The organism is Lacrimispora sp. BS-2, from assembly GCF_040207125.1.
GTDB lineage: Bacteria > Bacillota > Clostridia > Lachnospirales > Lachnospiraceae > Lacrimispora.
Window position 1 is genome coordinate 4247363 of record NZ_CP157940.1, and the last position, 25945, is coordinate 4273307.

23 protein-coding genes and 1 tRNA gene are annotated in these 25945 nt (G+C 46.3%); 22 read left to right on the forward strand and 2 right to left on the reverse strand.

The genetic code is table 11. From position 1 onward, the window contains the following. The first annotated feature begins 12 nt into the window (after positions 1-12). The 18 genes from ABFV83_RS19935 (at position 13) to ABFV83_RS20020 (ending at position 20195) form a co-directional block, all read left to right on the forward strand. Entirely contained in the window at positions 13-693 is a 681-nt protein-coding gene (locus ABFV83_RS19935; protein WP_349946366.1) for a response regulator transcription factor, read from the forward strand. Beyond that, on the forward strand, positions 686-1834 hold the full coding sequence (locus ABFV83_RS19940; protein ID WP_349946368.1) for a HAMP domain-containing sensor histidine kinase: 1149 nt from the start codon (positions 686-688) through the stop codon (positions 1832-1834). The genes ABFV83_RS19935 and ABFV83_RS19940 overlap by 8 nt, the downstream gene beginning before the upstream one ends. A gap of 109 nt (positions 1835-1943) precedes the next feature. Beyond that, positions 1944-2017 (forward strand) — tRNA-Arg (locus tag ABFV83_RS19945). Positions 2018-2262: 245 nt separating this feature from the next. Next, positions 2263-3042 (forward strand): serine hydrolase, encoded by a 780-nt coding sequence (locus tag ABFV83_RS19950; protein WP_349946370.1) that lies wholly within the window; start codon positions 2263-2265, stop codon positions 3040-3042. Positions 3043-3060: 18 nt separating this feature from the next. Then, on the forward strand, positions 3061-4146 hold the full coding sequence (locus ABFV83_RS19955; RefSeq protein ID WP_349946372.1) for a dipeptide epimerase: 1086 nt from the start codon (positions 3061-3063) through the stop codon (positions 4144-4146). 61 nt (positions 4147-4207) lie between these two features. Then, positions 4208-6142: a peptide ABC transporter substrate-binding protein gene (locus ABFV83_RS19960; protein WP_349946373.1), complete on the forward strand. Its 1935-nt coding sequence runs from the start codon at positions 4208-4210 to the stop codon at positions 6140-6142. A 185-nt stretch (positions 6143-6327) separates the two neighbouring features. Next, complete coding sequence (locus tag ABFV83_RS19965; RefSeq protein WP_349946375.1) at positions 6328-7269, forward strand: ABC transporter permease; 942 nt, start codon at positions 6328-6330, stop codon at positions 7267-7269. Next, positions 7266-8252: an ABC transporter permease gene (locus ABFV83_RS19970; protein WP_349946377.1), complete on the forward strand. Its 987-nt coding sequence runs from the start codon at positions 7266-7268 to the stop codon at positions 8250-8252. Before ABFV83_RS19965 ends, ABFV83_RS19970 begins: the two co-directional genes overlap by 4 nt. 11 nt (positions 8253-8263) lie before the next feature. Further along, positions 8264-9316 (forward strand): ABC transporter ATP-binding protein, encoded by a 1053-nt coding sequence (locus ABFV83_RS19975; RefSeq protein WP_349946379.1) that lies wholly within the window; start codon positions 8264-8266, stop codon positions 9314-9316. Beyond that, positions 9316-10242, forward strand: a complete 927-nt coding sequence (locus tag ABFV83_RS19980; RefSeq protein ID WP_349946381.1) for an ATP-binding cassette domain-containing protein — start codon at positions 9316-9318, stop codon at positions 10240-10242. Before ABFV83_RS19975 ends, ABFV83_RS19980 begins: the two co-directional genes overlap by 1 nt. A gap of 279 nt (positions 10243-10521) precedes the next feature. Further along, the gene (locus ABFV83_RS19985) at positions 10522-11418 is read left to right on the forward strand and encodes a C40 family peptidase (protein ID WP_349946383.1); all 897 of its coding nucleotides are present in this window, start codon (positions 10522-10524) and stop codon (positions 11416-11418) included. 125 nt (positions 11419-11543) lie between these two features. After that, entirely contained in the window at positions 11544-12389 is an 846-nt protein-coding gene (locus ABFV83_RS19990; RefSeq protein ID WP_349948956.1) for a serine hydrolase, read from the forward strand. 133 nt (positions 12390-12522) lie between these two features. Then, positions 12523-13686, forward strand: a complete 1164-nt coding sequence (locus tag ABFV83_RS19995; protein WP_349946385.1) for an ABC transporter substrate-binding protein — start codon at positions 12523-12525, stop codon at positions 13684-13686. Between the two features lie 134 nt (positions 13687-13820). Next, positions 13821-15533: an iron ABC transporter permease gene (locus ABFV83_RS20000; protein WP_349946387.1), complete on the forward strand. Its 1713-nt coding sequence runs from the start codon at positions 13821-13823 to the stop codon at positions 15531-15533. A 22-nt stretch (positions 15534-15555) separates the two neighbouring features. Continuing rightward, positions 15556-16632, forward strand: a complete 1077-nt coding sequence (locus ABFV83_RS20005) for an ABC transporter ATP-binding protein (RefSeq protein WP_349946389.1) — start codon at positions 15556-15558, stop codon at positions 16630-16632. Positions 16633-16681: 49 nt separating this feature from the next. Further along, on the forward strand, positions 16682-17710 hold the full coding sequence (locus tag ABFV83_RS20010) for an ABC transporter substrate-binding protein (protein WP_349946390.1): 1029 nt from the start codon (positions 16682-16684) through the stop codon (positions 17708-17710). Positions 17711-17724: 14 nt separating this feature from the next. Further along, the gene (locus ABFV83_RS20015) at positions 17725-19419 is read left to right on the forward strand and encodes a histidine kinase (RefSeq protein ID WP_349946392.1); all 1695 of its coding nucleotides are present in this window, start codon (positions 17725-17727) and stop codon (positions 19417-19419) included. After that, the gene (locus ABFV83_RS20020; RefSeq protein ID WP_349946394.1) at positions 19419-20195 is read left to right on the forward strand and encodes a response regulator; all 777 of its coding nucleotides are present in this window, start codon (positions 19419-19421) and stop codon (positions 20193-20195) included. Before ABFV83_RS20015 ends, ABFV83_RS20020 begins: the two co-directional genes overlap by 1 nt. Positions 20196-20244: 49 nt before the next feature. Here ABFV83_RS20020 and ABFV83_RS20025 read toward each other — a convergent pair whose 3' ends face one another. Both ABFV83_RS20025 and ABFV83_RS20030 read right to left on the reverse strand, forming a co-directional pair. Beyond that, on the reverse strand, positions 20245-20916 hold the full coding sequence (locus ABFV83_RS20025; protein WP_349946396.1) for a YjjG family noncanonical pyrimidine nucleotidase: 672 nt from the start codon (positions 20914-20916) through the stop codon (positions 20245-20247). Between the two features lie 4 nt (positions 20917-20920). After that, positions 20921-21559, reverse strand: a complete 639-nt coding sequence (locus ABFV83_RS20030; protein WP_349946397.1) for a hypothetical protein — start codon at positions 21557-21559, stop codon at positions 20921-20923. Positions 21560-21653: 94 nt separating this feature from the next. On the opposite strand from ABFV83_RS20030, the gene ABFV83_RS20035 reads away from it, so the two are divergent. The 4 genes from ABFV83_RS20035 (at position 21654) to recJ (ending at position 25924) form a co-directional block, all read left to right on the forward strand. Then, on the forward strand, positions 21654-22280 hold the full coding sequence (locus ABFV83_RS20035) for a cyclic nucleotide-binding domain-containing protein (RefSeq protein ID WP_349946399.1): 627 nt from the start codon (positions 21654-21656) through the stop codon (positions 22278-22280). A gap of 138 nt (positions 22281-22418) precedes the next feature. Continuing rightward, the gene (locus ABFV83_RS20040) at positions 22419-23204 is read left to right on the forward strand and encodes a SprT family zinc-dependent metalloprotease (RefSeq protein WP_349946401.1); all 786 of its coding nucleotides are present in this window, start codon (positions 22419-22421) and stop codon (positions 23202-23204) included. After that, entirely contained in the window at positions 23176-24246 is a 1071-nt protein-coding gene (locus ABFV83_RS20045) for an MCP four helix bundle domain-containing protein (protein ID WP_349946403.1), read from the forward strand. Before ABFV83_RS20040 ends, ABFV83_RS20045 begins: the two co-directional genes overlap by 29 nt. After that, entirely contained in the window at positions 24206-25924 is a 1719-nt protein-coding gene (gene recJ / locus ABFV83_RS20050; RefSeq protein WP_349946405.1) for a single-stranded-DNA-specific exonuclease RecJ, read from the forward strand. Before ABFV83_RS20045 ends, recJ begins: the two co-directional genes overlap by 41 nt. Positions 25925-25945 lie beyond the last annotated feature (21 nt).

Genomic DNA, 25945 nt, shown 5'->3' on the forward strand with positions numbered 1-25945 from the left:
AGGTGAGAAGTTATGAAAATACTGTTGGCAGAAGATGAAAAATTATTGTCCTCAGCAATTGCCAAAGGACTTAAAAAAGTGGGCTACGCGGTAGACCAAACCTATGATGGGGAGGAAGCGTTGGAATATCTTGAGATAAATAAATATGACCTTCTTATACTCGACCTTAATATGCCAAAGGTGGACGGCATTACAGTCTTGAAGACGCTTCGCGGAACAGATACTGAGTTGAAGGTATTGATTTTATCCGCGAGAAGCGAGATTGAGGACAAGGTACGGGGGCTGGACTGCGGTGCAAATGATTATTTAGCAAAGCCTTTTGATTTTGAAGAACTTACTGCCAGAATACGGAATCTTTTGCGCTGGTCTTTTACTTATAAGGAAAGTTTCTTAATTTGCGGCGGTCTTGAACTGGATATGCTTGGCAAGGCTGTTTCCGTAGACAGTTTACCCATAAACCTTACCAATAAAGAGTATTCCATTTTGGAGTACCTGATGTTCCATATAGGAAAGGTTATCAGTGCCGAAGAAATCATTGAGCATGTATGGGACAGCGAGGTTGATTTGTTTTCCAACTCCTTTAAATATCACATGCACTCGCTGAAAAAGAAGCTGTCAGCTGGCGGGGGAGACTGCATAAAAAATATCCGGGGGCAGGGTTATGTCATAAGAGAGGGGAACCAGGATGCATAAAATTTCTCTCAGGCTTAGAATTACTCTCTTGGTAGGACTTCTTCTTGTACTGCTTACTACGGTACTGACAATAGTTTCAATTCTGAGCGCAAACTATTACTTTGTCGCCCCGCAATTAGAGGAAGGTTCTTATGAGAAGATGAACAAAGTAATTCTGGATAACGCCCCAATAGACAGTAACCATGATGTGAATGTGAATACTTTGAATAACCTCTCGGCTCAAATAGAAGTCACGGCCGCACAAAAAGGATTTTCCCTTCAAAGCGTCACAGTGTTAATTGCAATTATTACTTTTGGTCTGAGCGTTACCTATTGGATCATGGGACGGGCGTTGAGGCCTCTTACGGTACTAAGTGAAACCATACACGATATCAACGAGCATAATTTAAGCAAGTCCATTGAAGAAACTACTGCTAAAGATGAGGTGGGCAGCATCACTGCTTCATTTAACGGTATGCTTGACAGGCTTAAGAACTCTTTTGAGCAACAAAAACGCTTTTCCGCCAGCGCAGCCCATGAGTTAAAAACGCCGCTTGCAACAATGAAGACTACTTTACAGGTGTTACAGCTGGACGATTTACCAAGCGCTGACGACTATAAGGATACCATTCTGGTTATGGAGCAAAATGTCGACGGGATGATTTGTATTGTCAGTGATTTGCTTTTATTATCCTCTCAGGAAAAAACGGAATTGGATGACGAAATTTCTCTCCGTACTTTGTTTTGCGAGATAGCTGAAGAACTCAAGGAGGCTATTCAGAGTAAAAATCTCTGTTGTATCCTTCCCCAAAATGACTGTTTGATTACAGGCAACCGTATGCTGCTGAGATCCGCTTTTTACAACCTTTTCGAAAATGCTGTCAAGTATAACAAGGACGGCGGCACGGTGGAGGCGAAACTTCAAAATACTCCTGACGGAAAAATCTCTGTATTAATATGTGATACAGGCATTGGAATGACAGAAGAAGATGCGGCACGGGCATTCGAGCCGTTCTTTCGAGCGGATCGTTCCCGCTTACAACAGATTCCCGGCAACGGCCTGGGGATGTCCATCATACAGGCGATTATAGAACGGCACGGCGGAGAGATTCTTTTAGAAAGCAAAATCAACATTGGAACAAAAGTTACCGTAGTTCTGTAATTGTAAAATGGATAGTCTTTTAAAAAAAATCGGAGACAAATAGCTGTACAATTAATTCATCACTTTACAAAATCAGCAAATGGGTGTATATTAACCATGTATCATAAACGCGCCGGTAGCTCAGCTGGATAGAGCGTCTGGCTACGGACCAGAAGGCCGCGAGTTCGAATCTTGTCCGGCGCATGAGAAGAACAGTTTTATTTAATTATGAAACTGTTCTTTTTTCATATCTGCTTCGGTGGATTTCACCGGAAGTCCGTATTTATACAAATAATAGCTTGATTTTTTTTCAGAATTTATTATACTAAGCTTAGGGCTTTGGGGGAGATAAAATCAGGTGCGATGAGGTAGCTGTAGACAATAGGTGCAGTGCCTCTTTTTTTATATCAGACCGTTAAATTTGACTGGCAGGGAGTTTATTTACAGGTATGAAGGACGAAATAATAGAGAAGCTGGAACAGCTTCCTGGAAAAATCAGTTTTTTATATGAAGATTTGAAGACAGGGGACGGATTTGCTTATGGCGAACAGGAACCCATGATGGCGGCAAGCGTCATCAAGCTGTTTGTCATGACGGCTGCATTTGAGAAGAGAAAAAAAGGAACCTTCCAGATGGATGAGCTGTTTGCAGTGAAAAGAGAGGACTGCGTTCCTTCCTGTGGTGCTCTTACTTATCTTCACGACGGGATTCTGGTAACAGGTATGGATCTGGTCACCTTAATGATCATTTTCAGCGATAATACGGCAACCAATGTTTTGATTGATATTCTTGGAATGGAGGAGATCAACGAAACGGTCCGGGGGCTTGGGTTCCGGCAGACCCTTCTCCAGAGAAAAATGTATGATATGGAAAAGTCAGCTCAGGGAATCCAGAACTACATAACTGCTTATGAAACAGGCAGACTTCTAAAAATGATTTATGAAGGAACTCTTATAGATAAGCAGTCCAGTGAAACAATGATTTCAATTCTAAAAAATCAGCAGCTATGCAGTAAGATCCCATTTTATCTGCAAGCTCTTCCGGATAGTCCCGAAATTGCCCACAAGACCGGGGAAGATACGGGGATCACTCATGATGTGGGGATTGTCTATGGAAAGGAGCCGTTTTTGGTCTGCTTTTGTGGAAATGAGACGGATACTCCTGCTTTTGAAAGGGCCATGGCTGAGATTTCCCTGGACTTATTTAAACAGGTCAATAAGGAGATATAAGAAATTGAGGGAAAGTCAATGAAAATTGTAAAGATAGAAACAGCAAAGGTCAATATTCCTCTTGTAACACCATTTAAAACGGCTTTAAGGACGGTTGACAGTGTAAACGATATCGTGGTTAGGATCACAACGGATGACGGTCAGACTGGGTTTGGTGAGGCGCCTCCTACTGCGGTGATCACAGGGGATACTCATGGCTCCATCCTTTCCGCCATTGAGGAATTCATTGCTCCGGCAATTATTGGCATGGAGATTGAAAATCTGGATGGGATCATGAAAAAGCTTCATGGCTGCATACGGAAGAACAGTTCTGCTAAGGCAGCGGTGGACATGGCTGTTTATGACCTTTTTGCAAAGTCCTGTGGGAAACCTTTATATAAGATACTGGGGGGCGGACGCGGGGAGATCGAAACGGATCTGACCATCAGCGTCAATGGTGTTGAAGAGATGGTTTCTGACAGCTTAAAGGCGGTTTCACAGGGTTTTCGTATCCTGAAAATCAAAGTGGGAAAAGAAAGCGGGAAAGATGTGGAGCGGATTCAGGCCATTCGTCAGGCAGTGGGGCCGGATATCAGACTGCGCATTGATGCAAATCAGGGTTGGTCTGCCAAGGAAGCAGTCAGGATCATAAGGACGCTGGAAGATATGGGAATTGGCATGGATCTGGTGGAGCAGCCGGTAAATGCCCATGACTTTGAGGGGATGAAGCTTGTGACCAGCCAGGTTTATACGCCTATTCTGGCGGACGAGAGCGTTTTTTCTCCGGAGGATGCCATAAGGATCATCAGGGAACGGGCGGCGGATCTCATTAATATTAAGCTTATGAAGACCGGGGGTATCCATGAGGCTTTAAAGATCTGCGCCATTGCGGAAAGCTTTGGAATGGAGTGCATGATCGGATGTATGCTGGAGAGCAAGGTCGCGGTGAGCGCGGCAGCTCATCTGGCAGCCGGAAAGGGGATCATTACCCGGGCGGATCTGGATGGACCGTCTCTTTGCAGGGAAGATCCGTACATAGGTGGACCGGTTTTTGACGGACCCAGGATTGTTATGAATGAGGACCCTGGAATGGGAATCAGCAAGGTGGCGGCATTCTGTGACTGATGTCATGAAAAGGTACTAATCCCGTTTGGGTTAGAAATATTAGGAAAATGGAGGAGAATTTATGAAAAAAAGAAGACTGATGGCTGCGGTGCTATGCGCAGTTCTGGCTGCTTCTGCGGCATTAAGCGGCTGTGGCGGGAATAAGACCACAGGAGATGGTTCCAAAGCCCCAGGAAATGAAAACGGAACAGCGGAGAGCGGGACCCCTGCTGTCTATACCAAGCTGTATGGTTCTGAGGCGACGACCCTTAATTATCTTACTTCCTCAGCGGAAGTTGATCACAAAATAGGGGCCAACTGTGTGGACACCCTGATTGAATATGATAACAAGGGACAGATTAAGCCGGGGCTTGCAACAGAATGGAACTATGACGAGACCACGCTGACATGGACCTTTAAGCTGCGGGAGGCAAAATGGGTGGATCACACCGGCGCTGAAGTCGCGGATGTGACTGCCCAGGATTTTGTTGATGCCATGAAATATGAGCTGACTCCTGAATATGAAAGTGCAAACGTACAGAACCTTTTTGGTATCATAGCCAATGCGGAGAACTATTATAATGGACTGGCCTATAACGGCGGAGCAGATAAGGACGGAGAGGTCTGGGGACCAATTGATTTTTCAGAGGTAGGTGTAAAGGCGGTTGATGAACATACTCTTACTTACACCTTAGAGAAAGAGGTTCCGTATTTTCTTTCTTCCCTGGTCTACGTAGTATATATGCCGGCTTATGGCCCGCAGCTTGAGGAACTGGGAAAGGATTTTGGTACGGGCGTGGATAAAATGTACTATAATGGTGCGTTTTATCTGGAGGAATTTTCTCCCCAGGAGAAGCATGTATTCAAAAAGAATGCCGCAAATTATGATGCGGATATGATTTACATAAATGAGATCCAGGAGATCTATAATGCGGAATACAATACCATTGGACCCGAAATGATAAAGCGCGGGGAAATTGATTATGCAGAGATTTCCTCTGACATCCTGGATAACTTGATGAGCAGCGAGGATACCAAGAACCTGGTCAGCCGTGAAAGGCCGAAAACCAGCTATTCCTATTTCTACAGCTTTAACTTTAATCCTCAGTTTGATGCCCAGTATGAGCCGGATAACTGGAGGAAAGCGGTGAATAATGAAAACTTCCGCAAGGCATTGTTTGCAGGCTTAAATAAGACAAAGGAAGTGGCGGTTCTGGAGCCGGCTGCTCCTGATGATTTTGTGATCAATTCCATTACGCCGGCCAACTTTACATTCAATGCAGATGGAGTGGATTACACCACAGTGGGCGATATGGCATCCCTTGGGCAGACCTATAATGAGACAAAGGCAAAGGAATACCGTGACCTGGCAAAGACGGAGCTTACGGCTGAGGGTGTTACCTTCCCGGTAAAGGTTCTGATGCCCTATAACCCTTCCGAAGTCAACTGGGATAAGGAATGCCAGGTGGTGGAACAGCAGATGGAAAGCCTGCTTGGCACGGACTTTATTGATATCATTGTGGAGGCCGGTCCTGCGGATGGATTCTTAACGGAAGTGCGCCGAAACGGCAAGTTTGCATTGATGAAATGTAACTGGGGAGCTGATTATGCAGATCCGGAAACCTGGACCGATCCATTCTACCAGGCAAAGGGCGAGGATGGATACGACCCTGGATATAAGTATGGAAATATTGCAAAGGCCATTGAGGAGGGGACCCCTTCCGCCGATGCGGCGGTGGAGTACTTTACTCTGGTAGAGGCAGCAAAGGATATCAAGGTGGATATCAACGCCCGCTATGAGGCATTTGCCAAGGCGGAAGCGAGTCTGGTAAACCATGCATTTGTACTGCCTTTCAGCATTTCAGTCAGCAAATATGTAGCCAGCAAGCTGGATGTATTTGAAGGCCAGTATGCACCTTTTGGCGTATCAAACTTAAGGTATAAAGGCCAGCATCTTCTGGACAATTACGTTTCCATGGATGAGTTTAAGGCTAACAGGGAAGCAAACGGGAAGTAATTCCTTGCAGCAGGCGAAGGAGCATGACTCATTGCCTGAAGAAATAAACGGCAGGTATATACGCCGGACCATTGGCTCAGAAGCTTATGGTCCGGCGGAAAAATACCGTCTGAAAAGGATGTGCCGGAGTTACGTCTTCTTCCGAGGGTATTTTTAAAAGAAAACACAAAGGAGCCGAGAAACAGATGTTAAAGTATTTAGGTAAACGAATCGCACGTTCATTTCTTACGCTGATCATCATCCTGACAGTGGTGTTCTGTCTGCTTCGTCTGATGCCTATTGAGGGATATTTCCAGAATTTTGATAAGATGACTCCTCAGCAGATCCAGGTGGGATTAAAGGAGATGGGTCTTACGGATCCTCTGCCGGTTCAGGTGATCCGCTTCTTTAAAGACCTTCTTCACGGGAATCTGGGCGTGTCCAGGATTTACCGATCCAATGTTCCTGTGTCAGATATTTTAAAGGATAAGCTCCCTGTTTCTGTTAAACTGGGGATCTGGTCCATGGCGATCTCTCTTCTTGTAGGGCTTCCCATGGGTGCCCTGATGGCCAGGTATAAATACAGGTGGTTCGATAAGATCGGAACTTTGTTTATTGTATGCATTCAGGCAGTTCCGGCTGCTGTTTATTTTCTGTATATCCAGCTTTACGGCACCAGGCTGTTGGGGGTGGGATTGTTATTCCAGATCAATGATCCGAAATACTGGGTTCTTCCGGTTCTATCCATGTCCCTTGGAAACATCGCCTTTTACGGCATGTGGCTGAGACGGTATATGGTGGATGAAAGCAATAAGGATTATGTGAAATTAGCGAAGGCAAAGGGGATGTCAGAGGGCGGAGTCATGTTTAAGCATATTTTCCGCAATGCCTTCGTTCCTTTGGCCCAGTATATTCCCACCGCATTTTTAAATACTGTGATCGGATCCATTTACATTGAATCCCTGTACAGCATACCGGGAATGGGAGGACTTCTTGTTACGGTGATTAAAAAGCACGATAATACCATGGTGCAGGGCATTGTCCTGCTCTATGCCTGCGTAGGCGTTATGGGGCTTTTACTGGGTGACCTTCTCATGGTATTATTGGATCCCAGGATCAGTCTGGGAAAGAAAGAAGGTGACAGATGATGAAGCAGTTCTCTTACCGTCATACAAAGGAAGCGGAATTCATGGAAACCATGGAGGAAGGAGCGTTGTTTTCTTTTGCAGGCTTTAACGAAAGGGAGGCGGAGAAAACAGGATACAGCAATTATTCCTACTGGTACAGCACCTTCCGCGCCTTTTTAAAGAACAGGGGAGCCTTTGTTCTTCTGGTGCTTTTGATTCTTCTCCTGGCATTTACATTTGCCCAGCCCTATCTGCCGGGACAGTATGATCCCAATATGATCATCAATGATGCAAAGGGGATGCAGTATCGCAATGTTCCTCCGGGAAAAGATTTTATTCTGGGAACCAATTCCATTGGACAGGATCTCTGGGCAAGGATCTGGGCGGGAACCAGGACCTCCTTGATCATCGGCCTGTCCGTGGCTTTAGCGGAGGCGGTCATCGGCATAACCGTGGGCGTGATCTGGGGATATGTGAGAAAGGCGGATTTCATTCTCACGGAAATTTATAATATCATTGACAACATTCCAAATACCATTGTTCTGATTTTGATCTCTTATATTTTAAAGCCCAGTGTGAAGACTCTGGTGTTTGCCATGTGCCTGACCGGCTGGATTCAGATGGCCAGGTTCATCAGGAATCAGATCCTTATTATCCGGGACAGGGATTATAATGTTGCCAGCCGGTGTCTTGGGACTCCTGTCAGCCGGATTATTTTAAAAAACCTGCTTCCTTATCTGGTGTCGGTGATCATGCTGCGCATGGCATTGACCATTCCGGCTGCCATTGGAAATGAAGTATTTATTACATACATTGGTTTGGGACTTCCGGTAAATATTCCCAGTCTCGGCAATCTGATCAACGAGGGACGGGCTTTGATCACCACCCCTGCTTTGCGTTACCAGCTGGTTTACCCAACTATTATTCTATCCTTTGTCACCATATCGTTTTATATCATCGGCAATGCCTTTTCGGATGCCGCTGATCCCAAGAATCACATGTAAGGAGGGACAGCATGAATCAGGAGAAGATTTTAGAGGTAAACGATCTGGACATTAAATTTGAATTAAGAGGAAAAACCCTCCATGCCATACGGGGGATTTCCCTGGATTTATATAAGGGAGAGATTCTGGCTATTGTAGGAGAATCGGGAAGCGGAAAGTCTGTTTTCACCAAATCTTTTATGGGACTTTTGGAGAGAAATGGATATGTGGATGGCGGAAAGGCTGTTTATTACGGGGCTGAGGACAGTGGGGAAATTGAATTAACAGCCGTAAAGAGGGAGAAGGACTGGTTAAAGATACGGGGGCGTGAGATTGCAATGATCATGCAGGATCCCATGACCAGCTTAAATCCCTTAAAAACCATTGGGGTTCAGATCATGGAAGCGGTGCTGCTTCACCAGAAGGTGGGGCGTTTGGAAGCGAAGAAACGGACCCTTAAATATTTAACTGATGTGGGAATTCAGGACCCGGAACAAAGATTTAGCCAGTATCCTCACGAATTTTCCGGTGGGATGCGCCAGCGGGTAGTGATCGCCATTGCCATTGCATGCAATCCCCAGATCCTTATTTGTGATGAACCGACTACGGCTCTTGACGTGACCATACAGGCCCAGATCCTGGACCTGCTTAAGGAACTGCGGCACAAATACAGGCTTTCGGTAATTTTAATCACCCATGACCTGGGGGTGGTGGCCAACATCGCAGACAGGGTGGCTGTCATGTACGCCGGGGATATTGTGGAGATCGGGACCTGTGAAGATATTTTTTATGATGCAAGGCATCCTTATACCTGGGCTTTGCTTTCCTCTCTGCCTCAGGTAGGGGTAAAGGGAACGGATCTTTTTTCCATTCCCGGAACGCCTCCCAATCTTTATGCAGAGATAAAGGGAGATGCTTTTGCGCCCCGCAATCCTCAGGCTCTTAAAATCGATTTTGTAAAAAGCCCCCCTTATTTTCAAGTATCGCCCACCCATAAGGCGAAGACCTGGCTGTTGGATCCCAGGGCACCTAAGGCAGACCCGCCGCCTGTCATCAGAAAAATCAGGAACGGAGGGCTGTTTTGATGGAACGTGAAGTACTGCTTGATGTAAGGAACTTGGATGTGACCTTTGGAGAGCGCAGAAAGAAATATGAAGCGGTAAAAAAGGTGAATTTTAAAATATACAAAGGCGAAACCTTTGGGCTGGTAGGGGAATCGGGGTCAGGGAAAACAACCATTGGCCGTGCGATCATGAGGATCGTTCCAAGCTGCGGAGGAGATATTCTTTACAAAGGGGAAAAGATCAATGGAAAGATCCCGGCGGAGCTGGACCGGAAGGTCATTAAAGAAATACAGATGATCTTTCAGGATCCCCAGGCTTCCTTAAATGAAAGGGCAAAGGTGGATTATATCATCAGCGAAGGCCTGATGAACATGGAAAAAGGATTAGGGGATAGGGAACGGAAAAAACGGGTGGACCAGGCCCTTCTTGATGTTGGGCTTCTTCCGGAATTTGCAAGCCGTTTCCCCCATGAGTTTTCCGGAGGGCAGAGGCAGAGAATCGGAATTGCCAGATCCCTTATCATGAACCCGGATTTTATCATTGCTGACGAGCCGATTTCTGCCCTGGATGTATCCGTCCGGGCCCAGGTTTTAAACCTTCTTGGAGATATGAAGAAAAAACGGCAGATCACCTATCTTTTTATTGCTCACGACTTATCTGTCATGAGGTTTATCACGGACCGGATCGCAGTGATCCGCAAAGGTGAGATCGTGGAAATGGCGGAAACGGAGGAGCTGATCACCCATGCCCTCCATCCTTATACCAGGGCCCTGCTTTCCGCAATCCCCATGCCTGATCCGAAGCATGAGAAGGAAAAAAAGCTTCTGGTCTACGATCCTTCTATTCACGATTACTCATGGGAAAAGTCATTCTGGAGGGAAATAAGGCCGGATCATTTCGTGCTGGCAAACCGGAAGGAAGCGGAAGAATATAAAAAATTGTACTGAGATTGAATAAGGCGTTATCCGGGAGAAATGCTCATTTGGGGATTCTTCCGGATAATGCCTTATTTTTCAGTTTCATTGACATTCCATTTATCTGACCATATAATAATGAAAAATACGGTATTTACCAGTAAGCTTATAGGTGTGAATGGTTTCCGGAAAGCGTTTTATGTGTGAAGTCTGGTCTGTGATCAGAAGGTAAGCAAAAACTGTTTGGACTGCACTGCAAGGGTCCATGAAGTGCCGGAAGGAATATAACAGGAAGGACAGGAATAAATGGCCATGGAATCTTATGGAATTGTAAATATACCGGTTGCCGCCATTTGGGAAGGCAGGTCGGAGATAAAAGAGAACAGCTTAGGAGAAACGGTGTCAGCTATTTCAGATGAAGGGCTGTATGGAATGGGGCTTTTGATAACCGGGGCGGAGGAGCAGGGATTTTATCCGGTGCGGACTTTTTACGGCTATTCCGGTTTTATAAAGAAAGAGGATATGGAAATGGTGAGCCTTGAAGAACTGAAAAGCTGGGAAGATGGCGGGCTTATGGTTACGGATGGAGTCTACGTGGACATTGTTTCTCTTCCAATGGTTCAGGGGGTGCGCATTTTAAGCCTTTTCAGGGGCTCTCTTATAAAGGTGCTTTCCTTTGATTCGGATACCGAGGGCTGGGCCAAGGTGGAGCTTTTGGATGGACGGGTAGGCTATATGAGGAACCAGTTTTTAAGGCCAAAGGAATTTTCCCAGTCCGGACTGTGGACGGGGGAGCTTCCGCAAAAGAAGATTGTGGATGAGGCGTCATTCCGTAAGTCTGTAGTAGAGACGGCAAAGCAGTATTTAGGGACCCAGTACCGCTGGGGAGGAAGGTCCTCTGCTGGTATGGACTGTTCCGGGCTGACCTCGGAAAGCTATCTTTTAAACGGGATCCTTACCTTTCGGGATGCAAGAATAGAACCGGGATTTCCCGTACATGAGATTCCAAAGGATGAAATGCTTCCAGGGGACCTGATGTATTTTCCGGGTCATATTGCCATGTATATGGGAAATGGAGCATACATTCATTCCACGGGAAAAATCGGCAGCGGCGGTGTGGTGATCAACAGCTTAAATCCCCAGGCAGAGGACTACCGGGCGGATCTTGCGGAAAGCTGGTATGCGTCTGGGAGTATTTTTGTAAATTAGGAAATTTTTTGGATTTTGCTATAGGAGAGCCTGCTATGGAGATTCTATATTTAACTGGATCAAGCAAGCAGCGAAGCGGATTGGGAATATCCGCTTGATTAAATTAAGAGAAAGGGTTGGATAAAATGGATTCCAGACTTACGTTAGAGAAAAGAATTGAAGCGGAGATCATGAGTTATGATGGGAAAATGGGGATCTATCTGGATGATTTCCATGGAAATGTGATTGCCGTTCACGCAGATGAAGCATTTGAGACTGCAAGCACCATAAAGACCTACATACTGGCATGTCTGTTTGATGAGGTGGAAAAGGGAAATAAAAGCCTTGAGGACATCATTGAGTACCGGGAAGAACATGTGGTAGACGGAAGCGGTGTGCTTCCTGCCCTGGAGCCGGGAGCAATGCTCAGGGTAAAGGATGCGGCAGCCTTTATGATTATTGTAAGTGATAATATTGCAACCAATATGATCATAGACTATTTGGGACTGGATACTATCAACCGGTGTATCAAAGCTCTTGGCTGCAGGGATACGGTGCTTCACAATCCCCTTCACTTTGATCGGTATGACAGGCTTGGGACCAGCACGCCCAGAGATTATGCCGGCATTTTTACCCGGCTGGCAAAGGGGGAGCTTATCAGCCCAACGGCGGATGAAAAGATGCTGGAAATCTTTAAAAAGCAGCATTATAACAGCATGATCACTAAATATTTTCCTCCATTTTACATGGACAGTGATAATACGGATGATATCCTGATTTCCGTTGCCTCTAAAAGCGGAAGCATGGATGCCTGCAGAAATGACGGCGGTCTTGTGTTTACCCCTTATGGGTCATATGCCATCGTCATGTTCCACAAGGAATTTTCTGATGCAATGTATTATCCGGATAATCCGGCCACCGTGTTCGGGGCAAGGGTCAGCCGGATGATCCTGGATCAGTTTCTGGCATTGGAGGGAAGATTTTTAAAATAAAAACAGTATAGTTTTACTAAAAAAAGTTTGAATGGGTTCAAAAATCACGACATTATTACTGGTTTTTCGGTATTTGCTTTGGTATTTTTTTGTTATGATAAAATAACAGAAAAAGAACGGAGGGATATCTATTATGAAAAAAAGAACAGCATTTTTGCTGGCGCTTACGGCGGCTCTCAGCCTGACCGCATGCGGTTCCAAACAGGAGGCAGCAGCTACAAAGGCAGAGACCGCAGCGGAGACGACGGCTGACGGGACAACGGCTGCCGCTGGGGAAGATGGAGATTTATCTGAACTGATCAAGGCAGCCCAGGCAGAAGGGGAATTAACCGTGTATGGCTCCTGTGAAGAGGAGCATTTATCTGCGGTATGCCAGTATTTTGAAAAGAAATATGGCATTAAGACAAAGTTCCAGAGACTTTCCACCTCAGAGGTTTATACCAAGGTTTCTGAGGAGGGAGGAAAGCCTTCCGCAGATGTGTGGTTCGGCGGAACCACAGACCCCTATAATGAGGCGGTCGCAGCAGGGATTTTAATGCCTTATGAAGCAATGAATGCCAAGAATCTTATGGGAGACCAGTATAAGGATACTACAAACAGCTGGTATGGTATTTATAAGGGAATTCTGGGATTCATGGTGAATACGGAAGAATTAGAAAGGCTTGGACTGGAAGCTCCGAAAACCTGGGATGACCTGACAAAGGAAGAGTATAAGGAACTTATCATGCTGTCCAATCCCAATACGGCAGGCACGGCAAAGCTGGTGATCAATACCATGGTACAGATGAAGGGCCATGATGGGGCAATGGAATATTTTAAGAAGCTGGACAAGAACATTGCGCAGTATACAAAATCAGGTTCCGGCCCATCTAAGATGGTTGGACCTGGGGAATGCGTCATTGGAATCGGTTTCCTTCATGACGGGATTTACCAGATCCTTCAGGGCTATGATAACATTCAGCTGATTGTTCCTGAGGATGGAACCTCCTTTGAGGTAGGAGCAACTGCGATCTTTAACGGCGCTGCTCATCCCAATGCAGCAAAGCTGTGGATCGAATATGCCCTGTCACCGGAGTGCGTGGATCTTGCAAAGGAAAACGGCGCTTATCAGTTCCTGGTTTTAAAGAACGCCACACAGCCGGAAGAGGCTGTACGGTTTGGCCTGGATATGAACAATACCATTGATTACGATTTTGAGGATGCAAAGGAAAACAGTGCAAAATATGTGGAAGATTTCTTTGAAGCCCTGGGAAGCTCTGCTGAGAAGGCAGATGCCAACCGTTTCCTGACACAGTAGGAGATAAAAGGCAGGAAATAAACGTCCGGCTGTATGGAGAAACATGCTGCGTAATGCGTAAGAGGCCATTACGCAGCATTTTTACATCATGGGAGCCAGGATTTCTGCCTGGAATGACGAAAGGAGGTTTTTATATGGCCAGTTTGCAGAGTGCCCGGCTGGAACGGAAAAAGTTTTTTTCAGATCCGGTTTTGGTCAGCATGATCACAGTTCTGCTGATTTTTCTTGCACTGTTTATTCTTTATCCTCTGTTTATGCTGTTGATAGACAGCTTTTATGCAGAGGGGACTGTTACACTTGATGTGTTTAAAAGAGTTCTGAACCTGGAGCGGTTTCAGAATGCTTTTAAAAATACTCTTGTTCTTGGATTTATCACGGGAATCGCTTCCACGGCAATCGGACTGCTGTTTGCTTATGTCGAGGTGTATGTGAAGCTTAAAACCAGGGTTTTGGAAAAGCTTTTTGGGCTTGTTTCCATGCTTCCCGTGGTATCCCCGCCATTTGTTTTATCTCTGTCCATGATCATGCTTTTCGGAAGGAGCGGCCTGATCAGCAGGTCTCTGCTTCATATATATGATTCCAATGTCTATGGGCTTAAGGGAATTGCCATTGTCCAGACTCTGACATTTTTTCCCGTATGCTACTTAATGTTAAAGGGACTGTTAAAAAACATTGATCCTTCTCTTGAGGAAGCCACCAGGGATATGGGAGCTACCAGATGGAAGGTGTTTTCCAGTGTTACCTTTCCTCTTTTGCTTCCGGGTCTTGGCAATGCGTTCCTGGTGACCTTTATCGAGTCTGTGGCGGATTTTGCAAATCCCATGCTGATCGGCGGGTCCTATGATACCTTGGCTACCACCATTTACTTACAGGTGACGGGAGCTTATGACTCCACGGGCGCGGCGGCTATGTCGGTGGTCTTACTGTCCCTGACAGTGGTACTGTTCCTGATCCAGAAGTATTATCTGGAAAAGAAAACAGCAGCTACTTTAACGGGAAAGGCTTCCCGCATGAGAATGCTCATTGAGGATAAGAGTGTTACCGTTCCCCTGACTTGTTTTTGCGGTATGGTTGCGGCCTTTGTATTGCTGATGTACATCATGGTTCCGTTTGGCGCTATGTTTACTCTGTGGGGAAGGGACTACAGCTTAAGCCTTAAGTGGTTTCAATACATGTTTAAGACCAGCGGATTAAAGGCATTTAAGGACTCCTTTGTGCTGTCTTTGATTGCTGCGCCTCTCACCGCTTTTCTTTCCATGGTCATTTCTTATCTTGTGGTTAAGAAGAAGTTTAAGGCAAAGGGCTTTATTGAGTTTGTTTCCATGCTGGCTATGGCAGTTCCGGGAACGGTTCTTGGTATCGGATATATCCGGGGCTATGCAAACGGATTGTTCCGCTCCGGATTTATGAGCGGCCTTTACGGGACAGGACTTATCCTGATTATCGTATTTATCGTCCGGAGCCTTCCCACCGGCACCAGAAGCGGGATATCCGCCCTGCGCCAGATTGACAAGTCCATAGAGGAATCCGCTTATGACATGGGGGCAAACTCTGCCAAGGTGTTCATGTCCGTGACCCTTCCTCTTATCAAGGATTCCTTTTTCAGCGGTCTGGTAACTGCCTTTGTCCGCAGCATTACCGCCATTTCCGCCATCATTTTGCTGGTGACGCCAGATTTTCTGCTGATCACCTGCCAGATCAATGAGCAGGCGGAAAAGGGGAATTACGGTGTGGCCTGCGCTTATGCAACCATATTGATCCTCATTACCTATGGCGCGGTCCTCATTATGAATGCCATGATGAAATTCTTCGGCGTCAGCAGGGTAGTGAAGGAAGTCCAGGATTAAGAAGAAACAGGAGGAAGATAACATGGAAAAACAGAAAAAAGGTGTTCGGCTGGAACACATTTCAAAAATATACATTGATCCAAAGACAGGCAAGGAGTTCTATGCGGTAAAGGATACCACTCTGGATATTGAGCCGGGAACCTTTGTCACCCTTTTGGGGCCGTCAGGCTGCGGAAAGACGACCACCCTCCGCATGATCGCGGGCTTTGAAAGCCCTGATGAAGGGGAGATTTATCTGGGAGGAGAGGCGATCAACCATCTTACCCCCAATAAAAGGGATACCGCCATGGTGTTCCAGAGCTATGCCCTTCTGCCTCATTACAATGTGTTTGACAACGTGGCCTATGGACTTAAGATCCGGAAGGTTCCAAAGGAGGAGATCAGGGAACGGGTCATGAACATATTAAAGCTGGTGGAGATGGAGGGAATGGAAACCCGTATGACCAACCAGCTCTCCGGCGGGCAGCAGCAAAGGGTGGCATTAGCCAGAGCCCTGGTCATTGAGCCGGGAGTCCTGCTTTTTGATGAGCCTTTAAGCAACTTAGATGCCAAGCTGCGGGTGACCATGAGGACTGAGATCCGGAAGATCCAGCAGAAGATCGGGATCACGGCAATCTATGTGACCCACGATCAGTCTGAGGCCATGAGCATTTCCGATAAGATCATTATCATGAGCAAGGGTAAGGTAGAGCAGATCGGAAGCCCCAGGGAGATCTATTATCATCCTGCTTCCAGATTTGTGGCTGATTTTATCGGGGAAGCCAACTTCTTAAAGGCAAAAGTTTTGTCTGAAGAAGGGGAAAAGGCCATGATCTCGGTGGCAGGCAAGGAGTTCCAGGTAAATAATTTTGCTGGGGCCCGTTCCGGGGCTGAGGCAACCCTGGTAATCCGGCCGGAGGGAGCGATTCTGGCAGAGCAGGGCATTTTAGAGGGACTGGTCACCTTATCCACCTTTATGGGATCTTATCAGTACTATCAGGTCATGGTGGGAGATATGGAAATTCAGATTACGGATTATAACCCGGTTAACCGCAGGATTTATGAAGTGGGAGAAAAGGCTTGTCTGGATTTTGATCCAAAGGGTGTTTACATCCTGTAGTACTGTGTTAAAATAATAATAATAAGCTTGAAGGGCAGGTAACAGAGATATGAAAGGCTGGATCGGATGTGCCGGGGCCCTTTTGTGCATTGCCTGTCTGGCAGGCTGCGACAGCAGTTCCCGGACAGTGCCGGCAGAGTTTCATGGGGCTGAGGAGCTGGTGGTGTACTGCCCTCATCCCCTGGAATTTATTAATCCCATTGTATCGGAATTTGAGGAGCAGACCGGGATCAAGGTGGAGGTATGCACAGGAGGGACGGGAGAACTGTTAAAAATGGCGGAGGACAGGGAGAAACCCGAATGTGATATTTTCTGGGGAGGCTCCCTGTCTACTACCATGGCCCAAAGTGAGCTTTTTGAGCCTTATATCAGCAAAAATGAATCCATGATCCAGGAAGATTACAGGAATAAAGAAGGGAACATGACCCGGTTTACAGATGTTCCAAGCATTCTTATGGTGAATACCAATCTGGCCGGGAATCTTTCTATAGAAGGGTATGGGGATCTTCTTAAACCTGAGCTTTCCGGAAAGATTGCCATGTGCGACCCTGTCACCTCTTCTTCGGCATTTGAGCATCTGATCAATATGCTTTATGCAATGGGAGAAGGGGACCCGGAGGAAGGCTGGAATTATGTGGAGGCATTTTGCAAAAACCTTGACGGAAAGCTGCTGCAAAGCTCCTCTGAGGTATATCAGGGGGTGGCCGAGGGGCGCTATACGGTGGGCCTTACCTTTGAAGAGGGAGCAGCCCATTACATTGCTTCCGGATATCCGGTCCGTGTGGTGTATATGGAGGAAGGCGTCATATCCAAACCGGATGTGGTATGCATCATCAAGGGGTCTGCTCATATGTGGGAGGCTAAGAAGTTTGTGGATTTTGTAACGGGTAAGGCTGCCCAGACGGTTATCTCCGAAAGCCTTGGAAGGCGTTCCGTAAGGACAGATGTAGATGAACCGGAGTATCTGCTTGATAAGCAGGCAATCCACATGATTTATGATGAGGAAGCTGTGGTAAAGGAGAACAAACTGGAATGGATGAGGCGTTTTTCAGAGGTTTTTCAAGGCACCCTGAAATAGAATAAGGAGGGAGCATGAAAAAGGGACGGTATTTCAAAGATGAGCTGCGCCACCTGATCATGGGGTATGCCATCATTCCTGCTGTGGGCTTTACCCTGATCTGTACCCTGGTTTTTCTTGCGGTCCTGCTCTATGGAAAAAAAAGCGGGAATGAGTCCCACAATGCTTTCGTGGCGGAGGAATTGGAGAAAGTCCTTTCAGGGTACGAGGAGAAGCTTAAGGCGCTTTCAGATTCTGACCTGCTTTTTGACGCCGGTTCCGGCCAGGCCGGCCGGACAGCCGTGTTTGAGGAATTTTACCGGATGTCGGACCAGCTGGGATATAAGGCGGAGCTGTATGTTTTTGACGGAGAGAAGCGGGTGATTTTATCCACCAGAAAGGATATTCCGGATTACTTATCAGGCAGGGAGAACATCCGCTGGGGAATGTTCGGGGCAATGGATGAGAATCCGGGGAAAACCAGGGTGCGTTTGATGGAAGCCTGGAAGGGTCCGGATAAGGATATTGCCATGGGCATGGAGGTGACCCGGGGAGATAAAAAGGCGGGATATCTGGTTTTTACCATTAACAGCAGCCAGTTTAAGCCGGTGCTTGACCGGTCGGATAGCCAGACCATCATTGCAGACCGGTTTGGCTGGGTATATTTAAGCAGTAATTATAATCTGTTGAGCAGCAGCAGCCAGGTTTTAAAGGTGCTTGAGACGGCAGGCAGGTATCTGCCTTATGAAAAGAAGATGTTTCTCATATCCGTTCATCCGGCGTATCATCGAATGTTTTTGGTTTATTCTGTGACGGATATCCAGAACATCGTGTTTTCCCTGGGGCTTAGCAGCGCTCTCATTATAACGGCCCTTGTGCTGATGACCATATGGGTCCTGATCAGCACGAAAAAGGTAACGGAGCGGAAGACCAGGGATTTTTACCGTCTCCTTCATGTCATGGAGAAGGCCAGGAATGGGAATTTAGACGCATCCATAGAGATAGAAAGTGAAAATGAATTCCGGATCATAGCCGATGCCTACCGGGAAACCATTGCCAGCTTAAAGCTACAGATGGAGAACAACAGAAAGATGACGGAGCTGGTGGCGGCCGCACAGAATAAGCAGCTGGAATCCCAGTTTAACCCTCATTTCCTGTTCAATACTTTGGAAAATATCCGGTATATGTGCATCATCCAGCCGGAGACAGCCGGAAAGATGGTGTTCAGCCTTTCAAACCTGCTGCGCTACAGCCTGGATGGCAGCAGGGCAGAAGTGACTCTGGAAGAGGATTTAGAGCACCTGGAGAATTATCTTACCATCTTACAATACCGGTTTAACCGCCGGTTTTCCTATGTGGTTGACGTGGAGGCAGAGGCATTGCCCTGCCGGATCCCCAGGCTGGTGCTGCAGCCCATGATCGAAAATTCTGTAAAATACGGGTTTGGCAACCAGGAAAATTTAAAAGTGGAACTTAAGGCCTATATTCACGAAAACCGGCTGATCATGATCTGCAGGGATGACGGGATCGGAATGACTCCAGGAGTTTTAAGTGATATTCAGGCTCTTTTGGAGCAGGAGGAGAACAACAAAAGGCACTCCGGGCTTTATAATATACACAGGCGGTGCAGGATTCTTTACGGAAGGCCGTATGGGGTAGAGATACGCAGTGCAGAAGGGCTTGGCACAACGCTGGTTGTGACCCTTCCGGCACAAAGGGAGGAATTGTAATGTTACGGGTGATGATAGCGGAAGACGAGGATATTATCCGCAAGGGATTAATCTATACCATGGACTGGATCGGAATGGACTGTGTGGTGGTGGCTGAGGCTGCCAATGGACAGGAGGGGCTTTTAAAGATACTGGAGCATAAGCCGGATGTGGTCATTGCAGATATCTGTATGCCGTTTATGGATGGGATCGAGATGATAAAGGAAGCCTCAAAGAGCGTAAAGTTTAAAAGCATTCTTCTGACAAGCTATGCGGAATTTGAATATGCAAGAAGGGCCATATCTGCCGGGGTCAGCGAATATCTTCTAAAGCCGGTGGATGAAGAGAAGCTTTCGGTTCTTATGAAAAGGCTGGGAGAAGAAATCGCAAGCAGCCGTCAGGTGGAATATGTGATGGAACAGGCGGAATCAGACGCCGGTGTCATGAACCTGGAATATTATATGCAGCTGGACCTTTCAGAAAACAAGTATGTTTCCAGGGCGATCGGGGAAATCAGGTCAGGATATGGGGATAAGCTGAGCGTGGAATCCATATCGGATAAGCTGGGAGTCAGCGCCAGCTATTTAAGCCGGAAATTTAAAGAGGTGACAGGGCAGACCTTTCTGGATTTTTTAAACAAGTACCGGATATCCCAGGCCATTGCTCTCTTAAATACCGGGCAATACCGGATCGGTGAGGTTTCCGATGCAACCGGGTTTACGGATTACAAGCATTTTTGTGCGGTATTTAAAAAGTATACCTTGAAATCACCTTCAAAGTTTATGAAAGGGATGTAACAGAAAGCCCGGCAGCAGGCGCTGGCGGGCAATCATGGAAAAGAAAGAGTTAAAGCTTTAACAATTCGGAAATATCACCAATGGTGTGGGTCGCACCGGTGGGCAGGGGCTTAAGGGAGGGGCAGAAAAGACAGGAATCAATGCCTGCACCTACTGCACCCTGAATGTCGGAAGACAAGCTGTCTCCCACCATGATGGTCTTGTCCTTTTCCAGGTCCTGGATATTTTTAAAACAGTGCTGGAAAAATTGGAGGGCTGGCTTTTCATACCCCACTTTTTCCGATATAAACATTCCGTCGAAAAGATGGAAGATACCGGCGTTTTTAAGACGCTGGATCTGGGTGGAATAAACGCCGTTTGACGCGGTGTATAACTGCTTTCCCATTTCTTTCAGCCTGATCAGGGTTTCCTTGGCGCCGGGGATTAAATCGGAGTTATTTCCAAGATGTCCGCGGTAACGCCCTTCCGCTTCTTCTCCGCTTATTTCCATATCATAAAGGCGGAAGAATTCACGGAAGCGGGTATTAAGCAATTCATCTCTTCCTATCTTTCCCTGTTCTAATAAGTCCCATAAATGGCGGTTCATCTTTTTATATTGGGACAGCATTTCATCATTATATTCCAAATCATAGGATTGGATCATCTTTTTAAAGCCCTGCTTTTCGGCAGCGTCAAAATCCAGCAGAGTATTGTCAATATCCAGTAAAAAAATCCGGTACATATATTTATTCCTCCATAGTTAAATGTTTTATAAAAAATTCATAGCAGATCCCCAGCATCGGCGCCAGGAGAAAAATACTGATAACGGTTCCTTCCCTTATTTGCAGGGGGGTATGTGATAATATGGTCAGGCACAAAGTGACGATCAAAAATATCACATCAAAGCCCATGCGTACAGCGGTGAACTTCTTTTTAAACGCCTCACTAATAATAAGGCACAGGCTTTCCAAAGGGAATTTTATGATTCCGATGGCAAGGATGGCTCCCAGGCTGATGGAAGCGATTATAAGGCCTCCAAAATAAATCATGATTCTATAAAAATAGCTTTCAACGGTAAAAATAGAAAGTAAGTGATACAGAAACAAATTAATAATATATCCGCTTGCAATGGTCGCTATAATCTGTATTGCATCCTTATAGTTTAAACGGGAGCGCCTTAAAAGTAAATAGGAAATGAAGAACAGCGTATTGATCATATTGAGTATGGTGCCAACCTTCATCTGAATGGTGTAAGATAATGTTACTGCCAATGCATTTAAAACGCTTTGCCCGATGGCTGCCTTTAGCTGCAGCGATATTCCGAAGCCGAAAAACACAAAGGATATAATGGTTACGGCCAGGTCGTTTCTTTTTTTTCTGCTCATTGTTTTCACCTCGTGAATATGATACCATAAAATACAGGCTGCCGGCTATGAGAATTATCATATAGGGAATACTTGATTTATCAGGAGGCAAAAAGTGAAAAAATACAGTATGTATGAAATACCGAAAAGCCTTGGTGCGGCCGGAGAAGAACGGCATTTTCCTGCTGGAAAGAATATCTTTCATGTGGATGAAAGGATCACTCATTGCTATCTGATCCTTTCCGGAATGGTAAAAATCTATATTGACCATGAGAACGGACGCCGGTCCATTCTTGATTTTGCAGGAAAGGGAGACTGGCTTGGTGAGCTTTCTTTATTCCGTCAGGAGGATTACATCAAGGAGAATAAGGTGATGGAGGATGTGGTCTGTCTGGAGTTTGAACTTGACCGGTTAAAAGAAATCTGCCAAAAGGATGCGCAAGTTTCCTATTACTTTGCGTCCTATATTGCCAATAAGCTGATGGTCAGGAGTTACCGGTTGAGTGAATACTTAAATTATTCCCTGGAAAAAAGACTGGCTTCCTTTATTTTTAAATATCAGCAGAATGGGAAATACACCATACCCCATACGGATGTTTCGGAGTATATGAATATCAGCTACCGCCATGTACTCTTTGTCATGAAGAAGTTTTGTGATGACGGAATTCTTAAAAAGGATAAGGGATACCGAATCATGGATTATGAAAGACTGAAAGAAATTTCCGACGGTTTCGTATCATAGGGAAGAGAGGAACCTGCTTGCCGGGTTCTTTTATTTTGCGTTTTGGCCTTTTAGATATGTATTGTTTCTTTTCCATTTATTCGCTATAATTGGGGTTACGGGCTAAGCACAGGAAAGAGAAAAGAGGAAGATAAAAGATTGGGAATCAGATATATGGAATCAGAAACTCCTGACAGCAGAAGGGAAACAGGCGTGATTTCCTTTGATGATGGAAGCTCATATTCCTATAAAATCATAAAATCAGACAGGCGGACCATGGCCCTGCAGGTGACGAAAAAGGGAGAGGTTTTCGTAAGGCTTCCAGGATGCCTTCCCTTTAGGGCTGGACATGAGCTGGTGCAGAAGAATAAAGACTGGGTTTTTATGCAGGTGGAAAAGATCCAAAGAGCGATAGAGCAAAAGAATGCTTTTCATTGGGAGGAAGGTGCTTTGGTGCTTCTTTACGGAAACAGCCGCATCCTTCATGTGGAGCCTGATAATAAGAAGAAGGCTATTTGTATACAGGATACAAAGGAGAGTCTGGTGGTTTCCGGGCCAATGGCATCCCATGAGGAGAAAGAGCAGGAAGCAGCCGTGAAAGAGGCGGTGAAGCTTTGGTACAGACGGGAAGCCAGAAGGTATCTGGAGGAAAAGGCGGCCAGGTGGTCTGCTGTTATGGAGGTGGACTACGGGAAAATTGCAATACGGGATCAGGCGACCCGGTGGGGAAGCTGCAGCGCCAGAGGGAATTTGAATTTTAACTGGAGGCTTGTGCTCCTTCCTGAAGAGCTGGCTGATTATGTGGTGGTGCACGAACTGGCACACCGCATTCAAATGAACCATTCCCATGCATTTTGGGCAGTTGTGGAAAGGGTATTACCGGATTACCGGTTAAGGAGGAGGGAATTAAAGCGCTATGAAGCTGAAATCTATCAAAAATATTAATATTAAAACAAAGCTCCTGCTTTTAGGCGGGATCAGCATTATGGGACTGATTTTTATGGGAATGGAGTCGGTGATAACAGCCAGGCAGATCAATGAAGCAAGTACGGAAATTTCCCAGTGCTGGGTACCGGCCATCATCATTGCCGAAGAACTGAATACCAGGACATCAGACTACCGTATTAAGGAATATAACCACGTCATTACCACCGATAAGAAGGATATGGACCGTCTGGAGGAAGAAATGATCCGGATCCGGGAAGATATTGCCCGCGGCTTTAAAGATTATGAACTTTACATTTCCAGTGAATCGGACCGGAAGCTGATGGAGGCGGCGGAAGGAGAGTGGAATAAGTATTTAGAGTACAGTGACCGCCTGTTGGTCATCAGCCGTCAAAACCAGACCCAGGAAGCGTTTGATATGATCATAGGGGATTCCAGGCAGCTATTTGATGATGCCAGCAGCAGGCTTTTAAAGGTAGCCGATTTTAACCGCAAAGGATCTGAAGCGGCCAGCATTCACGGGGATAATCTTTATGGACGGCTTGCAAAGATAAAAATCATAACCATCTGCCTGATCAGCGGGATCATTTCCCTTCTGGTGCTTTATATTATTATGGCCATTGACAAGCCTGTGAAGGCCCTTGTGGAAGGAACCAGGAAAGTTGCCAACGGAGATTTGGAGGTACACCTTCCCTACCGTTCTGAAGACGAGATCGGGATTTTGACCAATTCCGTCAACCAGCTGATTGAGCGGCTTAAGCACATCATTGATGATGAGAAATACCTGTTCCGGGAGATCGGAAGTGAGAATTTCGAGGTAAAATCTACTTGTGAGCATGCATACCGAGGTGATTTTGCCCCGATCCTCTATTCCATTACCGGCTTAATGAGCCGGCTTGATGCGGCGAAAAAACGAAAGGAAAGAGGCGGATCAGCCGGGACAGCAGAAAATGAAAAGGAAGAACTGGCTCAAAGAGCCGTTTGCAGGGAGATAACGAAACATGGCAGAAGAGAAATGGATGCTTCAGACAAAAAGGGCTGATTTTGAGGAGATGGCCAGATGCTATCACATTTCACCGGTGACTGCAAGAATCATAAGAAACCGGGATGTGATGGGTCATGAAGCAGTGGAAAAGTACTTGAACGGGGGATTAGAGGATCTGTATAGCCCCCACCTTCTTAAGGATATGGACCGGACTGTGGCAATCCTTAAAGAAAAGACAGAGCAGTTAAAGCCTGTAAGGATTGTGGGGGATTATGACATTGACGGAGTCTGCTCCACCTATCTTTTGTTCCAGGCCCTGTCCCAGGTAGGAGCTGTGGTGGACTATGAGATCCCGGACCGGCTAAAGGATGGATATGGGATCAATGAATCCATTATCCGGGCTGCGGCGGAGGATGGCATTGATACCATACTCACCTGCGACAATGGAATCGCAGCAGTAGAGCAGATCAGGCTTGCAAAGGAGCTGGGACTTACGGTTCTTATCACAGACCATCATGATATCAGGAAGGACGACGGCGGTGAGATTCTGCCTCCCGCAGATGCGGTGGTAAACCCAAAGCAGGAGGCATGCCAATATCCTTATCCTGATATCTGCGGGGGAATGGTGGCCTATAAGCTGGTTCAGGCTCTTTATGAGGCATTTCATGTGCCCATGGAGAAATGGCTTGAGATGGTGGAGTTCGCTGCCATTGCAACAGTGGGCGATGTGATGAAGCTTCAGGATGAGAACCGGATCATCGTAAAGGAAGGGCTGAAACGGATCGGGCAGACAAAGAGCCTGGGGCTGTTAAAGCTTATTGAGAGAAACGATCTGGATAAGGATCAGATAACCGCCTACCAGATCGGGTTTGTGATCGGTCCCTGTTTAAATGCGGGAGGCCGCTTGCAGACAGCCAAGCTGGCCTTATCCCTGCTTCTTTGCAGGAAGGAAGAGGAAGCAGATCAAATGGCACTGGAATTAAAGGCGTTAAATGACCAGCGAAAGGTCATGACAAAGGAAGGAACCAGTGAGGCAGTGGAACAGGTGGAAGCCCTTTATGGGGAAGATAAGGTTCTGGTGGTGTATCTGCCGGATTGCCATGAATCCCTGGCAGGGATCATTGCAGGACGGCTTCGGGAATACTTCCAGAAGCCGGCGTTTGTTCTTACGGATGGGGAGGAGTGCGTCAAAGGCTCTGGCCGCTCCATTGATACCTACCATATGTTTGACGCCCTGGTAGGGGTGAAAGATCTGCTGCTGAAATTCGGCGGACATCCCATGGCAGCCGGTTTATCCCTTCTTAAAGAGAATGTGGATGAATTCAGGAAATGTTTAAATGAACAGGCAAGGCTGACGGAGGAGGATTTCATACGAAAGGTGTGGATCGACGTTCCCATGCCTCTGGAGTACATAAATGAGCCTTTGATCGAAGAACTGGAGCTTTTGGAGCCATTCGGCCAGGGGAATGAAAAGCCTTTGTTTGCTCAAAAGGGACTCTACATCCGAAGTGTCCGGGTTTTAGGAAAAAACAGGAATGCCGTGAAATTTTCCCTTGCAACGGAACAGGGAATACCAATGGATGCCATGCTGTTTGCTGACGGTGATTCCTTTTTAGAAGAGCTGGGAGACAGGCGGGCCCTGGATGTGATCTATTATCCTTCCGTAAATGAATACAATGGAAATAAAACACTGCAGATCGTGATAAAAAATTATAAGATCCCAAAGAGTGTATGAGCAGATGTGAAAGACCAAAAT